Origin of the sequence: Tsukamurella sp. M9C, from assembly GCF_020169415.1 — a bacterium.
Taxonomy (GTDB): domain Bacteria; phylum Actinomycetota; class Actinomycetes; order Mycobacteriales; family Mycobacteriaceae; genus Tsukamurella.
In genome coordinates this window covers 1-13669 of record NZ_JAIULG010000027.1, presented here as the reverse complement: position 1 = coordinate 13669, position 13669 = coordinate 1, and the positions used below count along the sequence as shown (strand labels likewise).

The following is a 13669-nucleotide window of genomic DNA, read 5'->3' as shown; positions in this document are numbered from 1 at the left end:
CAGGAGGTCATGGGTCAGCCGACCTGCGCCGGGGATGAAGAGGGTTGTGCCCTGCGTGAGTTGGTCATTGGTCAGCCCACCTGCATCGGGAAGAACATCGTGGTGACCTGCGTGATGAGCAGGTTCAACCCGAAGATGACGACGAACGAGAGGACGACGGTGGCGTTCACCGCGTCGGCGACGCCGCGCGAGCCGCCGCGGGCCTCGAGGCCGCGCTGGCAGCCGATGATCGCGATCACGGTGCCGAAGATGAAGGACTTGATCAGCGAGATCCACACGTCGACGGGGTGCGCGAAGGAGCCGAACGACAGCCAGTAGGCGCCGGGCGTCACGCCCTGGCCGCCCACGGCCACCAGGTAGCCGGCGAGCGTGCCGATCGCGATCACGAGGATGTTGAGCAGCGGCGCGACGATCCACGCGGCGAGCAGTCGGGGCACCACGAGGCGGTTGAGCGGGTTGATGCCCATGACGCGCATCGCGTCCGTCTCTTCGCGGATCGTGCGGGCGCCGAGGTCGGCGGCGATGGCGGAGGCGCCGGCGCCGGCGAGCAGCAGGCCCGTGGCGATCGGGGCGCCCTGCGTGATGACGGCGAGGCCGCCGGCGGCACCCTGGAGCGAGTCGGCTCCGAGCTGGGCGATGATGTTGCCCACCTGGATCGAGATGACGATGCCGAACGGGATGGCGATGAGGACGCCCGGGAAGGTGGTGACGCCGATCATGTACCAGACCTGGTTCAGCGCCTCCTTCCACTGGAGTCGGCCGCGGACCGTGTCCGTCACCATGGCCACCAGCGACATGATCAGCATCCGAACGCTGCGCCCGATCGTGCGGATCGAATCCACGACGGTGCTGGAGAAGTTCTTGCTGATGATCGACCAGTAGGAAGGTCGCCTGGCAGGCGTCGAGCCCTGCACAACGGATTGCGTCACCGCGAACGTCTCCTCTCGACTGTGGCCACACTGTGACCCACATACTGCGTTCTCAGGTGTATGACCGAGGACACTATAACGGTCCAACGAGTGATGTGCGTCATTGGCCTGCTTCGCGGAGGCTATGTGAGCGACTCGTCAGTAACATTCGGGCAGTCGGGTGGATCGTGTCCATCCGCTCAGGTCAGGCGGGGTGCGACGAAGTGTCATCGCAAAGCCTCGGCCCGCCGGAAGCCGTCGGCTCGGGGGTGCGAGTAGATTCGCACGCGTGCACATCGAGATGCTGGGCGGGGGGGTCGCCGGGGCCGGCGCTGCCGGGGTCCCGATGCGGGAATTGCTGGTAGTGGGACTGACAGCTGCAGTTGTCACATTCTTCGCGACGTCGCTGGTCCGGGTCGTGGCGACCCGCTTCGGGGCGGTCGCCGTCCCGCGTGCGCGCGACGTCCACGTGGTTCCCACTCCGCGTCTCGGGGGCGTGGGCATCTACATCGGGATGGTCGCGGGGATCTTCTTGGCCGCGCAGTTGCCCGCTCTTACCCGGGGCTTTGCCTATTCCAAGGATGCCGTCGCCGTTCTGGTCGCCGGCGCGGTGATCGTGGTCGTCGGTGTCATCGACGACCGGTGGGGCGTCGACGCCCTCACGAAGCTGGTCGGACAGATCTTCGCCGCCGCCCTCCTGGTGGTGATGGGGGTGGCCTGGAACGTGGTCTACGTCCCGGGGATCAATACGACGGTGGTGCTCGACCAGCTGCAGGCCGGCCTGCTCACCGTGGTGGTGGCGGTCGCCACCGTCAACGCCATGAACTTCATCGACGGGCTCGACGGCCTCCTGGCGGGGGTGGCGGCCCTCGCGGCCCTCGCGATCCTCATCTTCTCCGTGGGGCTGATGTTCGACTCGGGCGGTGACGCACCGTCGTACCCCCCGGCCCTGATCACGGCCGCGCTCTTCGGCGCCTGCATGGGCTTCCTGCCGCACAACTTCCAGCCCGCCAGGATCTTCATGGGCGACTCGGGCTCGATGCTCCTCGGCCTCACTCTCGCCGCTGCGTCGACGTCCGCGTCGGGCCGCATCTCCCAGAACGCCTACGGCACCACCGACATCTTCGCGCTGCTGCTGCCGCTCCTCCTGGCGGTGGCGGTGATGTTCGTGCCGATGCTCGACCTCCTGCTGGCCGTCGTGCGCCGCACGCGCGCCGGGGTGCACCCGTTCACCGCCGACAAGATGCACCTGCATCATCGGCTGCTGCAGATCGGACACAGTCAGCGCCGCGTCGTCGTGGTCATCTACCTGTGGGTGGGTGTGCTGGGCCTGAGTGCCGCGGCGTCCACGATGCTGCCGCCGACCCTCATCGCGCCCCTGTTCGGAGCGGGCCTGCTGTGCGCCCTCGTCGTCACCGTGGTGCCGCGGATCGTGCCCCGCCTGCGGGAGCGCTACTCCGAAACCGCGAGGTCAGATACATCGCCCAAGACGGGTGCCCGGTAACGCAGGACGGCCGTCCTGTTGTACTATCGTGTGTAGTTGATCGGCTGGATCACGGCGCAGCCCCGATGTGGGGAGTGCCCCTACTTCTTGGTAGAGTCTCAGCCAATCACAAAGAATTCGTGATGTGACCCACGCTACGGATTCGGCAGACGCCGCCCCCGTTCGCCGCGAGACCCTTCGCGTGAGCGACCCTGACCCCGAAGGAGGGGACATGACGACGCCCGCCCCCTCGGCCGATCGCACAGCGCCCCGCGGCGTCGTGACGTTCGCCAACCCCTTCGTGATCCTCGCGGGCATCTCTGTCGTCGTCGCGGGCATCGCCGCCGCGTACGGCGAGATCTGGTTCGGCGCGTGGTTCTTCGTCGGCGGGCTCATGGCCCTCCTCAACGCGAAGCTCGCGGTTCTCAAGGTCTCGGTGATCACCGCGGACGACGAGCCGCGGAAGGCTCCCGTCGCGGTCAACTCGATGGTGCGCCTCGCCGTGGTCACGGTCGTCGCGCTCGTCATCGCCTACTTCCTCCGGCCCGCAGGCCTGGGCGTGATCTTCGGCCTCGCCGTCGGTCAGGTCGTCCTCGTCCTGAACACCGTCATCCCCGTTCTGAAAGGGCTTCGCCAGCAGTCATGAACACCAACCTGTACGCCGAAGGCGCGATCAAGGTAGCCCACTACAAGTCGTTCGAGTTGTGGGGCATGACCTTTCACTGGGACACGATCCTGGCGACCGCGATCGCCGCGACGATCGTCCTGATCCTGGCGTTCATCCTGAAGGCGAAGGTCACCTCGACCGGCGTGCCGAGCGGTGTTCAGCTGTTCTGGGAGGCCGTCACCATCCAGCTCCGCGGCCAGGTCGAGGGCGCGATCGGCATGAAGGTGGCGCCGTTCCTGCTGCCGCTGGCGATCGCGCTGTTCACGCTGATCCTCTTCGCGAACTGGCTCGCCGTACTGCCGCAGCAGTACTCCGGTGAGGGCGGTACCCCGACCGAGATCTTCATGCCGCCGGCGGCCGACGTGAGCTTCGTCTACGCCCTCGTGCTGGTCGTCTACCTCGGCTACCACTTCGCCGGCTTCCGCACCCACGGCATCTTCGGCTACCCCGCGAAGGTCGTGAAGGGCCACGCGATCGGCCTGGCGCCGATCAACGTGATCGAGGAGCTCATCTCCAAGCCGCTGTCGCTCGCACTGCGACTCTTCGGCAACGTCTTCGCGGGCACGGTCATGGTCGCGGTCATCGCGCTGCTGCCGGCCTACATCCTCTGGTTCCCGAACTCCCTGTGGAAGTCCTTCGAGCTCTTCGTCGGCCTCATCCAGGCGTTCATCTTCTCGCTCCTCACCATCCTGTACTTCTCCACGTCCATGGAGAAGACGGACCACTGACGTGTTCGCGGCCCACACGGGCCACGGACGAGTAGACCCTGGTAGGCCGACTACCAGAAACCGAAAGGGAAACAACAATGGCAGATGTGACAATCGCTCAGGGTGCGCTCATCGGCGGCGGCCTGATCATGGGTGGCGGCGCGATCGGTGCCGGTATCGGTAACGGCCTCGCCGGTTCCCAGCTTGTCGCTGGCATCGCGCGGCAGCCGGAGGCCCAGGGCCGCCTGATGACCCCGTTCTTCATCACCGTCGGCCTGGTCGAGGCCGCGTACTTCATCAACCTCGCCTTCATGGCCCTGTTCGTGTTCGCTACCCCGATCACCGCAGGCTGAGACACTCGCAAGAAACGGGGACTGTCGTCATGCAGCTCGCTGAGGGAAACTTCCTTCTTCCCACCGCGGGAACCTTCATCTCGTGCCTGATCATCTTCCTGATCGTGCTCGGTGTGATCTGGTTCTTCGTGGCTCCTTCCATCCAGAAGGTCCTGGACGATCGCGACAAGATGATCCACCAGACCGCGAACGACGGTCGCGCCGCGGCCAAGGGATTCGAGGACGCCGAGTCGGAGTACCGCGCCGGAGTCGCCTCCGCCCGCGGTGAGGCCGGCAGCATCCGCGACGAGGCGCGCGCCGGTGGCCGCGTCTCGATGGAGGAACAGAAGCAGCGGGCTGCGGCCGAGGCGGACGCGATCACGCGGGAGAAGACCGAGCAGCTGCGCACCGCGGGTGAGTCCGCGGCCGCGGCGGCGCGCGCCGATCTCGCTCCGCTCTCGGCGTCGTTGGCGAGCCGCGTGCTCGGTTTCGACGTCACGCAGGACCCGGCCCTCACGGCGAAGCTGGATGCACTTTCGAGCGAAAAGGTGGTGAAGAACTAAATGGGTGTCTTTATCGGCAACCTGATCGCCTTCGCGGTCATCCTCTTCGTCCTGTGGAAGTTCGTGGTTCCGCCGGTGAAGCGGCTCATGAAGGAGCGCCAGGACACGGTCCGGGCGCAGCTGGAGGAGTCGCGCATCGCGCAGGAGAAGCTGTCGCAGGCGGGCCAGGCGGGGGAGCGCGCGCGCTCCGACGCCGCCCGTGAGGGCAGCCAGATCCGCGACGAGGCACGTGGCGACGCGGACGCGATCCGCGAGGAGCTGCGCGCCCAGACCGACCGCGAGGTCGCGCGGATCGGCGAGCACGGGCAGGGCCAGGTCGCGCTCAACCGCAGCAACCTGGTGCGGGGCTTCCGCTCCGAGCTCGGTGCGGAGGCCGTCGACGTGGCCGGGCGTCTCGTCCGCGACCACCTCAGCGACCCCGCCAACCAGTCCACGTCCGTCGACCGCGCGCTCACCGAGCTCGAGTCGATGACCGAGGGCGCCGACACGGCCCGCGTCACCGAGGCCGATCGCATCGGCACGCGCTCCCTGCGTGCCGCCAGCCGCGACGCGATCCGGCAGCTGGCCGCAGGCTTCGACCAGCGGACCGCCGGTCTGGACCGGGCCGCGCTGGCCCGCGTCGCCGACGACCTGGCCGACGTGGTCAACGTGCTGGGCGAGCAGCCCGTGCTGCGCAAGCACCTCGCCGAGTCGGCCGAGGCGCCCGCCGCCAAGCGTGCGCTCGTCGACAACCTCTTCGGCGCCAAGATCAGCGCCGAGGCGAACGCCTTCGTGCAGGACGCCGCGGCGGCGAAGTGGTCGGCCCCGGCCGACTTCGTGACCGCGATCGAGCGCCAGGCCCGCGTGGCGGTGCTACTCGGTGCCGAGCGCGCCGACGCGCTCGACGAGACCGAGGACGAGCTGTTCCGCGCGGGACGCATCCTCGAGGGCGAGGCGCGACTCACCGCGGCGCTGTCGGACTCCCGGGTTCCGGCCTCGGACCGGATCGCGCTGCTGGACAAGGTCTTCGGCGGCAAGGTGAACGAGTTCACCGCGGCGCTGCTCCGCCAGACGGTGCGCCTCGTGCGCGTCGGCCGCGTGGACGCCGCCGTCGCCTCCATCGCCGAGCTGGCTGCGGCCCGTCGCGGCGAGTCCGTCGCCGTGGTCGAGTCGGCGGTCGCCCTGACCGACGCGCAGCGGACCCGCACGGCGGATCTGCTGGCCCGGATCTACCAGCGCAAGATCGCGGTGCAGACCGAGGTCGTCGCCGAGCTCCTGGGCGGCCTGCGCATCACGGTGGGCAACGAGGTCATCGAGGCCGACATCGCGTCGCGCCTCGACAAGGCCGCCGAACAGCTGCCCCGCTAACAACCAAACTTCCACCCAGAAACACAAAAGAGGGAAACGAGTACTCATGGCTGAGTTGACGATCTCAACCGACGACGTCAAGGGCGCGATCGAGCAGTACGTCTCGACGTTCGAGGCCGACGCCTCCCGCGAGGAGATCGGCACCGTCTCCGACACCGCCGACGGCATCGCCCACGTCACCGGGCTCCCGGGCGCGATGGCGAACGAGCTGCTCGAGTTCCCCGGTGGGGTTCTCGGCGTGGCCCTGAACCTCGACGAGGACGAGATCGGCGCCGTCATCCTCGGTAACTACGAGGAGCTCGAGGAGGGCCAGCAGGTCCGCCGCACCGGCGACGTGCTGTCCGTGCCCGTGGGCGACAAGTTCCTCGGCCGCGTGGTCAACCCCCTCGGCCAGCCGATCGACGGCCTGGGCGACATCGAGGCCGAGGAGCAGCGCGTCCTCGAGCTGCAGGCGGCCTCCGTGCTCGAGCGTCAGCCCGTCGAGGAGTCGCTCGCGACCGGCATCAAGGCCATCGACGCCATGACCGCCATCGGCCGTGGCCAGCGCCAGCTGGTCATCGGTGACCGCAAGACCGGCAAGACCGCGGTCTGCGTCGACACCATCCTCAACCAGAAGGCGAACTGGGAGTCGGGCGACCCGACCAAGCAGGTCCGCTGCATCTACGTCGCCATCGGCCAGAAGGGCTCGACGATCGCCGGTGTGAAGACCGCGCTCGACGAGGCCGGCGCGATGGAGTACACCACCATCGTCGCGGCCCCCGCGTCCGACTCGGCCGGCTTCAAGTGGCTCGCCCCGTACACCGGCTCGGCCATCGGCCAGCACTGGATGTACCAGGGCAAGCACGTCCTCATCGTGTTCGACGACCTGTCCAAGCAGGCCGAGGCCTACCGCGCCATCTCGCTGCTGCTGCGCCGCCCGCCGGGCCGCGAGGCGTACCCCGGCGACGTCTTCTACCTCCACTCCCGCCTGCTGGAGCGCTCGGCGAAGCTGTCCGACGCCCTCGGCGGCGGTTCGATGACCGCGCTGCCGATCATCGAGACCAAGGCCAACGACGTCTCGGCGTTCATCCCGACCAACGTCATCTCGATCACCGACGGCCAGGTCTTCCTCGAGTCCGACCTCTTCAACAAGGGCGTGCGCCCCGCGATCAACGTCGGCACCTCGGTGTCCCGCGTCGGTGGCGCCGCGCAGACCAAGGGCCTCAAGAAGGTCTCGGGCTCGCTGCGCCTCGAGCTCGCCCAGTTCCGCGAGCTGGAGGCCTTCTCGGCCTTCGCCTCGGACCTCGACGACGCCTCGAAGGCGCAGCTGGCCCGTGGCGCCCGCTGGGTCGAGCTGCTCAAGCAGGACCAGTACAGCCCGTCGTCGGTCGAGGACGAGATCGTCTCGATCTACCTCTGCGGCGAGGGCCACTACGACTCGGTGCCCGTCGAGGACGTGCGCCGCTTCGACGGTGAGCTGCTGAGCCACCTGCACCACGCCGCGGCCGGCGTCTACGAGTCGATCGCGGGCGGCAAGGTCCTCGAGAAGGACCAGGCGGAGATCCTCGTCGCCGAGACCAACCGCTTCAAGCAGAGCTTCCTCGCCTCCGACGGCTCGCGCGTGGTGAACGAGGCCGAGTCCGACGCCCTCCCGGCCGAGGACGTCGAGCACGAGACGATCAAGGTCAAGCGCAATGGCTAGTATCCGAGAGCTGCGCTCGCGGATCCGTTCGGTCAACTCGACCAAGAAGATCACCAAGGCGCAGGAACTGATCGCGACCTCGCGGATCACCAAGGCGCAGGCCCGAGTCGCGGCCGCCAAGCCGTACTCCGAGGAGATGACCTCGGTGCTCTCGGAGCTGGCCAGCAAGTCCGGCTCGCTCGATCACCCGCTCCTCACCGAGCGGGCGAACCCGAAGCGCGCCGCGATCCTGGTCGTCTCCTCCGACCGCGGCATGTGCGGTGGCTACAACTCCAACGTGCTGCGGGAGACGCGCGAGCTCATCCAGCTGCTCAAGGACGAGGGCAAGGAGCCCGTCCTGTACGTCATGGGCCAGAAGGGGCTGGACTACTTCCGGTTCCGCGGCCAGGACGTCGCGGGCGCGTGGACCGGCTTCTCGCAGCTGCCGCACCACTCGGACGCCACCGCGGCGACCGAGACGCTGGTGAAGCTGTTCGAGACCGGCTCCGAGGAGTACGTGACGATCGACGGTGTCGAGACGCACGGCGTCGACGAGCTGCACCTCGTGTACACGCGCTTCGTGTCGATGCTCTCCCAGAACCCCGAGGTGCGCCGCATGGCTCCGCTCGTGGTCGAGGAGAGCGACGGCGCGTCGGACGACGACGCCCCGGCCCGCAACTTCACCTTCGAGCCCAGCGCCGACAGCCTGCTGTCCTCGCTGCTGCCGAGGTACGTCGCGACCCGAGTCTTCGCGGCCCTGCTCGACTCCGCGGCGTCGGAGAACGCCGCGCGTCGTACGGCCATGAAGGCGGCCACCGACAACGCCAACGACCTGGCCGTCTCGCTCTCCCGCGAGGCCAACCAGCTCCGTCAGGCGCAGATCACCCAGGAAATCAGCGAAATCGTCGGTGGCGCCGGCGCCCTCGCGAACTAGAAACCGGAAAGCAGACACATGACTACAGCAACCCAGCCCGCGTCGGCGGGCACCGCTGCGGCCACCGGTCGCGTGACGCGGGTCATCGGCCCGGTCGTCGACATCGAGTTCCCGCGCGGCGCCGTCCCCGCCCTGTTCAACGCCCTGCGCGCGGAGATCACCCTCCCGTCCGTGGCCAAGACGCTGACCCTCGAGGTCGCGCAGCACCTCGGCGACAACCTGGTGCGCGCCATCTCGATGCAGCCCACCGACGGCCTGGTCCGCGGCACCGACGTCACCGACTCGGGCTTCCCGATCCGCGTGCCCGTCGGCGACGTCGTCAAGGGCCACGTCTTCAACGCCCTCGGCGACTGCCTGGACACCCCCGGCCTCGGCCGCGACGGCGAGCAGTGGGGCATCCACCGCAAGCCCCCGGCCTTCGATCAGCTCGAGGGTAAGACCGAGATCCTGGAGACGGGCATCAAGGTCATCGACCTTCTGACCCCGTACGTCAAGGGCGGCAAGATCGGTCTGTTCGGTGGTGCCGGCGTCGGCAAGACCGTTCTGATCCAGGAGATGATCACCCGTATCGCGCGCGAGTTCTCGGGCACCTCGGTGTTCGCGGGCGTCGGCGAGCGTACTCGTGAGGGCACCGACCTCCACCTCGAGATGGAGGAGATGGGCGTGCTCCAGGACACCGCGTTGGTGTTCGGTCAGATGGACGAGCCGCCGGGCACGCGTATGCGCGTCGCCCTCTCGGCCCTGACCATGGCCGAGTACTTCCGCGACATCCAGCACCAGGACGTGCTGCTCTTCATCGACAACATCTTCCGCTTCACGCAGGCCGGTTCCGAGGTCTCGACCCTGCTGGGTCGTATGCCCTCGGCCGTGGGTTACCAGCCCACCCTGGCGGACGAGATGGGTGAGCTCCAGGAGCGCATCACCTCGACCAAGGGCCGGTCGATCACGTCGCTGCAGGCCATCTACGTGCCCGCTGACGACTACACCGACCCGGCGCCGGCCACCACCTTCGCGCACCTCGATGCGACCACCGAGCTCTCGCGTCCGATCTCGCAGCTGGGTATCTACCCGGCCGTGGATCCGCTGACGTCGACCTCGCGCATCCTCGAGGCGTCGATCGTGGGCGACAACCACTTCCGCGTCGCCAACGAGGTCAAGCGCATCCTGCAGAAGTACAAGGAGCTGCAGGACATCATCGCCATCCTCGGTATGGACGAGCTCTCGGAAGAGGACAAGGTCACGGTGCAGCGCGCTCGCCGTATCCAGAAGTTCCTCGGCCAGAACTTCATCGTCGCCGAGAAGTTCACGGGCGAGAAGGGCTCGGTCGTGCCGCTGGCCGACACCATCGAGGCCTTCGACCGCGTGTGCAAGGGCGAGTTCGATCACCTGCCCGAGCAGGCGTTCAACAGCTGTGGTGGTCTCGACGACGTCGAGGCCGCCGCGAAGAAGATCGCCGGGAAGTAGTTTCCAGTGGCTGACACGGCGTTTCAGGTAGAGGTCGTCTCCGTCGAGGAGCGGCTGTGGTCGGGCGAGGCGACGTTCGTCATCGCTCAGACCACGGAGGGTGAGCTGGGTGTCCTGGCTCATCACGAGCCGCTGTTCGGCCAGCTCACCACCGGTGGCGCCGTCGCCATCGACACGGTGGGCGGCGAGCGACTGGCTGCGGCGATCCGCGGCGGCTTCCTCTCGGTGACCGGCGAGAAGGTCACCGTGCTGGCGGACGGGGCCGAGTGGGCCTCGACGCTGGAGGAGGCCGAGGTCCGGCGCGCCCTCGAGGCGGCGGCGGACGGGTCCGACGAGCAGGCGACCGCGCAGGGACAACTGCGCGCGATCGAGTTCCTCGCGGGCAAGTAGCATAGAAGAAGCAGCGTGAAAGCCGGTGGCCCGGTGAGGACGGGCCACCGGCTTTCCTGCTATCCGGACACGGAGCAGTGAGGAGCGCGTGATGGGCGGAGTCTTCTTCGCCGCGGTGGTCGCGGTCCTGCTGCTGCTCGTCGTCGGCGCGGTCGTGGTCCTGCGCCTGTACAGCCTCCGCGTGGCGGGTGTGCCGATCATCCTGCGGTACCTGCCGGCGGCGGGGGAGCAGGGTTGGCGGCACGGCACGCTCCGCTACGACGACCACGAACTCAAGTACTACCGGCTCTCCAGCGTGCGGCTCGGTCCCAGCTGGACGCTGCCGCGCAGCGAGACGGAGATCGTCGGCCGGCGCGCTCCGCACGGCACCGAGCTCGACGTCATCGACGCCGACATGGTGATCGTGCACGCCGTCACCCCGGGCGGGGAGACCGAACTCGCCTTCGCGCGGGACGGCCTCACGGCCTTCCAGTCCTGGCTCGAGTCGCGGCCCAGCCCGCGCCGCCAGCGGCCCTAGTAGCTCGCCCGGTCAGCGGTCGCCGCCGGGCTTCCACAGCACGTCGCCCCCGGGATTCGCGACCCGGGACAGGATGAACAACAGGTCCGAGAGCCGGTTGAGGTACTTCGCCGGCAGCACTGACACCGTCTCCCCGTGCTCGCGCACCGCGTCCCACGCCGCCCGCTCGGCCCGGCGGACGACGGTGCGCGCGAGGTGCAGGTACGCCGCCAGGGGAGTGCCGCCCGGCAGGACGAAGGAATCGAGCTTCGGCAGGTCCGCGTTGTACTCGTCGCACCAGGCCTCGAGCCGGTCGACGTAGTCGGGCGTGACGCGCAGGGGCGGATACTCCGGATCGTCGACGATCGGGTTGGAGAGGTCCGCGCCGACGTCGAAGAGCTCGTTCTGGATCCGCAGGAGGACGGCGCGCAGCTCGGGCCCCGGATCTCCGACGGTGACCGCGAGCCCCAGGGCCGCGTTCGCCTCATCGCAGTCGGCGTACGCCCGGAGCCGGGCGTCCGACTTCGTGACCCGGGAGAAGTCGCCCAGGCCGGTGGTGCCGTCGTCGCCGGTGCGGGTGTAGATGCGGGTGAGGTGGACAGCCATGGTCACAGGCTGTCACAGGCCCGGGCGACGTGCCATAGGCTGAGCACTGTGGGAGAGAAGTTTCTGGTACACGGCGGAGCCCGGCTGACCGGCGAGGTCACGGTGGGCGGCGCGAAGAACAGTGTGCTCAAGCTGATGGCGGCCACGTTGCTGGCCGAGGGCACGTCGGTGCTCACCAACTGCCCCGAGATCCTCGACGTGCCGCTGATGGCGGACGTGCTGCGGGGCCTCGGCGCGGAGGTGGAGCTCGACGGCGACACGGCGCGGATCACGACGCCGGCGGTACTCAACCATCGCGCCGACTTCGACGCGGTCAAGCAGTTCCGCGCGTCGGTGTGCGTGCTGGGGCCGCTGATGGCCCGTGAACACCGCGCGGTGGTCGCACTCCCGGGTGGCGACGCGATCGGCTCGCGGCCCCTGGACATGCACCAGTCGGGGCTCCGCGCGCTCGGCGCGACCAGCTCGATCGAGCACGGTTGCGTTGTGGCGCAGGCGGACTCGCTCCGAGGCGCCGAGATCACGCTGGAATTCCCCTCGGTGGGGGCCACGGAGAACATCCTGATGGCGGCGGTGCTGGCCACGGGACTGACCGTGATCAGCAATGTCGCGCGGGAGCCCGAGATCGTCGACCTCTGCGCGATGCTCGTGCAGATGGGCGCCGATATCGAGGGCATCGGAACCGACACGCTCATGGTGCGCGGGGTGGAGAAGCTGCACCCCACGGAGCACCGGGTCATCGGGGATCGCATCGTCGCGGCCACATGGGGCTTCGCCGCGGTGATGACGCGGGGCGACATCACCGTGAACGGCGTGGCACCGGAGACCCTCGGGGTCGTGCTGCAGAAGCTGCAGGACGCGGGGGCGACGGTGACCGAGCGTGCGGACGGCTTCCGCATCGCCTCGCCGGAGCGACCGCACGCCGTGAACGTCGCGACGCTGCCCTTCCCGGGATTCCCGACCGACCTCCAGCCGATGGCCATCGGCATGGCGTGCGTCGCGGACGGTACGTCGATGATCACGGAGAACGTCTTCGAGGCGCGGTTCCGGTTCGTCGAGGAGATGGTGCGCCTCGGCGCGGACGCGCGGACAGACGGTCATCATGCGGTGATCCGGGGAGTGGAGCAGCTCTCGAGCGCGCCGGTCTGGTCGACCGACATCCGCGCGGGCGTCGGCCTGGTCCTGGCCGGCCTCTGCGCCGATGGGGTGACCGAGGTGCACGACGTCTTCCACATCGATCGCGGGTATCCCAACTTCGTCGGGAACGTGACGGCGCTGGGCGGACGGATCGAGCGGGTCTCCTAGGAGGGGATCCACGCCGGCAGCGGACATCGATGCGGGCCGGAAGGCCCGATCACCCGGACGACCTGCCGATTTGTGTTCCGAGTTCGACGTGTGTAACTTATATCGAGTCAGCAGCGCCCAGGCGCCGCCCGGCAAGGCCCACAGCAGTCCAATGAATCTGGATCTCGACGTGCCGCCGGAAGTTCGGAAACCGGGAAGATCCGCAAGGATCATCGCGCTGACCGCCACGGAAGAGAAACCTTCTCCTCGATCACGCCCAGCGGGATCGTGTGGTTCCTCCATGTGGTGAGCGGTTCGGATGCCCGAAACGCGGCCCGCGAGAGCGAGTTGCGAACGAAATTCCGACCTGCTAGGCTAGAACGGTTGCTCCGAGCAGCCAGCCCCACGAAAGAACATCACTTTCGAGCGCCCAGCGCGATCGAGAGGGTTTCAACGTGAGGTTGAGCAGATCGAAGCGCTTCCGAAGCCGCCCGCGAGAGCGAGTTGCACACGGAAATCCGCTCTGCTAAGCTAGAACGGTTGCTCCGAACGAGTAGAGCCGGTCAAGTTGACCTGCTGACTCCGATAGAGTAGCATGAACTGCCTGCGAAGGTGCGGTTCACACAGAAAACATATGGTGTGAGCGGCCGCGTTTGGCGTGTTCTTTGAGAACTCAACAGTGTGTCGATGAAATTGTCAGTGCCAAATTTTTTGGCACGCATGGACAATCAAATTATTTGGTTGTTTGTGTTGTGGCTTTTCTCGTTTATTTCTTTGCGAGATGTATTTCTGGAATCATTGATTTTTGTCAGTGGTTTCGTTTTTTGTTCA

General features: G+C 67.8%; 14 protein-coding genes. 12 read left to right on the top strand and 2 right to left on the bottom strand.

Translation table 11 applies throughout. The features are described 5' to 3' along the window. Positions 1–71 precede the first annotated feature (71 nt). Positions 72–929 (bottom strand): ABC transporter permease, encoded by an 858-nt coding sequence (locus LB823_RS14105; RefSeq protein WP_224647864.1) that lies wholly within the window; start codon positions 927–929, stop codon positions 72–74. Positions 930–1209: 280 nt separating this feature from the next. On the opposite strand from LB823_RS14105, the gene LB823_RS14100 reads away from it, so the two are divergent. The 11 genes from LB823_RS14100 (at position 1210) to LB823_RS14050 (ending at position 10972) form a co-directional block, all read left to right on the top strand. Further along, positions 1210–2412, top strand: coding sequence for a glycosyltransferase family 4 protein (locus LB823_RS14100; RefSeq protein ID WP_224647900.1), 1203 nt, complete (start codon positions 1210–1212; stop codon positions 2410–2412). A 211-nt stretch (positions 2413–2623) separates the two neighbouring features. Continuing rightward, positions 2624–3037 carry an ATP synthase subunit I gene (locus LB823_RS14095; RefSeq protein WP_224647863.1) on the top strand — a complete coding sequence of 138 codons (414 nt, stop codon included), beginning with the start codon at positions 2624–2626 and terminating at the stop codon, positions 3035–3037. Then, complete coding sequence (atpB, locus tag LB823_RS14090; RefSeq protein WP_224647862.1) at positions 3034–3786, top strand: F0F1 ATP synthase subunit A; 753 nt, start codon at positions 3034–3036, stop codon at positions 3784–3786. Before LB823_RS14095 ends, atpB begins: the two co-directional genes overlap by 4 nt. Before the next feature lie 77 nt (positions 3787–3863). Continuing rightward, positions 3864–4118, top strand: a complete 255-nt coding sequence (locus tag LB823_RS14085) for a F0F1 ATP synthase subunit C (RefSeq protein ID WP_040765682.1) — start codon at positions 3864–3866, stop codon at positions 4116–4118. Positions 4119–4147: 29 nt separating this feature from the next. Continuing rightward, positions 4148–4660: a F0F1 ATP synthase subunit B gene (locus LB823_RS14080; protein WP_224647861.1), complete on the top strand. Its 513-nt coding sequence runs from the start codon at positions 4148–4150 to the stop codon at positions 4658–4660. Then, positions 4661–6007, top strand: a complete 1347-nt coding sequence (locus LB823_RS14075) for a F0F1 ATP synthase subunit B/delta (protein ID WP_224647860.1) — start codon at positions 4661–4663, stop codon at positions 6005–6007. It abuts the gene before it with no gap. Positions 6008–6053: 46 nt separating this feature from the next. Then, on the top strand, positions 6054–7688 hold the full coding sequence (atpA, locus tag LB823_RS14070) for a F0F1 ATP synthase subunit alpha (protein WP_224647859.1): 1635 nt from the start codon (positions 6054–6056) through the stop codon (positions 7686–7688). Continuing rightward, positions 7681–8601, top strand: a complete 921-nt coding sequence (locus LB823_RS14065; RefSeq protein ID WP_224647858.1) for a F0F1 ATP synthase subunit gamma — start codon at positions 7681–7683, stop codon at positions 8599–8601. Before atpA ends, LB823_RS14065 begins: the two co-directional genes overlap by 8 nt. An 18-nt stretch (positions 8602–8619) precedes the next feature. Then, the gene (gene atpD / locus LB823_RS14060) at positions 8620–10065 is read left to right on the top strand and encodes a F0F1 ATP synthase subunit beta (protein WP_224647857.1); all 1446 of its coding nucleotides are present in this window, start codon (positions 8620–8622) and stop codon (positions 10063–10065) included. A 6-nt stretch (positions 10066–10071) separates the two neighbouring features. Then, complete coding sequence (locus LB823_RS14055) at positions 10072–10455, top strand: F0F1 ATP synthase subunit epsilon (RefSeq protein ID WP_068524661.1); 384 nt, start codon at positions 10072–10074, stop codon at positions 10453–10455. 91 nt (positions 10456–10546) lie between these two features. Further along, complete coding sequence (locus tag LB823_RS14050) at positions 10547–10972, top strand: DUF2550 domain-containing protein (protein WP_224647856.1); 426 nt, start codon at positions 10547–10549, stop codon at positions 10970–10972. A gap of 12 nt (positions 10973–10984) precedes the next feature. Here the strand turns inward: LB823_RS14050 and LB823_RS14045 are convergent, their stop codons facing one another. Continuing rightward, positions 10985–11557 (bottom strand): cob(I)yrinic acid a,c-diamide adenosyltransferase, encoded by a 573-nt coding sequence (locus tag LB823_RS14045; RefSeq protein ID WP_224647855.1) that lies wholly within the window; start codon positions 11555–11557, stop codon positions 10985–10987. A gap of 48 nt (positions 11558–11605) precedes the next feature. Between LB823_RS14045 and murA the strand changes: the two genes are divergently transcribed. Beyond that, a complete protein-coding gene (gene murA, locus LB823_RS14040) occupies positions 11606–12859 on the top strand; it encodes a UDP-N-acetylglucosamine 1-carboxyvinyltransferase (protein WP_224647854.1) in 1254 nt (417 codons plus the stop codon). Positions 12860–13669 lie beyond the last annotated feature (810 nt).

Bases quoted from the DNA above. Each gene is read 5' to 3' on its own strand.
- atpA (WP_224647859.1), top strand. From the start codon at position 6,054: ATGGCTGAGTTGACGATCTCAACCGACGACGTCAAGGGCGCGATCGAG.
- LB823_RS14065 (WP_224647858.1), top strand. From the start codon at position 7,681: ATGGCTAGTATCCGAGAGCTGCGCTCGCGGATCCGTTCGGTCAACTCG.
- LB823_RS14045 (WP_224647855.1), bottom strand. From the start codon at position 11,557: ATGGCTGTCCACCTCACCCGCATCTACACCCGCACCGGCGACGACGGC.
- LB823_RS14080 (WP_224647861.1), top strand. From the start codon at position 4,148: ATGCAGCTCGCTGAGGGAAACTTCCTTCTTCCCACCGCGGGAACCTTC.
- LB823_RS14050 (WP_224647856.1), top strand. From the start codon at position 10,547: ATGGGCGGAGTCTTCTTCGCCGCGGTGGTCGCGGTCCTGCTGCTGCTC.
- atpD (WP_224647857.1), top strand. From the start codon at position 8,620: ATGACTACAGCAACCCAGCCCGCGTCGGCGGGCACCGCTGCGGCCACC.
- atpB (WP_224647862.1), top strand. From the start codon at position 3,034: ATGAACACCAACCTGTACGCCGAAGGCGCGATCAAGGTAGCCCACTAC.
- LB823_RS14075 (WP_224647860.1), top strand. From the start codon at position 4,661: ATGGGTGTCTTTATCGGCAACCTGATCGCCTTCGCGGTCATCCTCTTC.
- LB823_RS14095 (WP_224647863.1), top strand. From the start codon at position 2,624: ATGACGACGCCCGCCCCCTCGGCCGATCGCACAGCGCCCCGCGGCGTC.
- LB823_RS14085 (WP_040765682.1), top strand. From the start codon at position 3,864: ATGGCAGATGTGACAATCGCTCAGGGTGCGCTCATCGGCGGCGGCCTG.
- LB823_RS14100 (WP_224647900.1), top strand. From the start codon at position 1,210: ATGCTGGGCGGGGGGGTCGCCGGGGCCGGCGCTGCCGGGGTCCCGATG.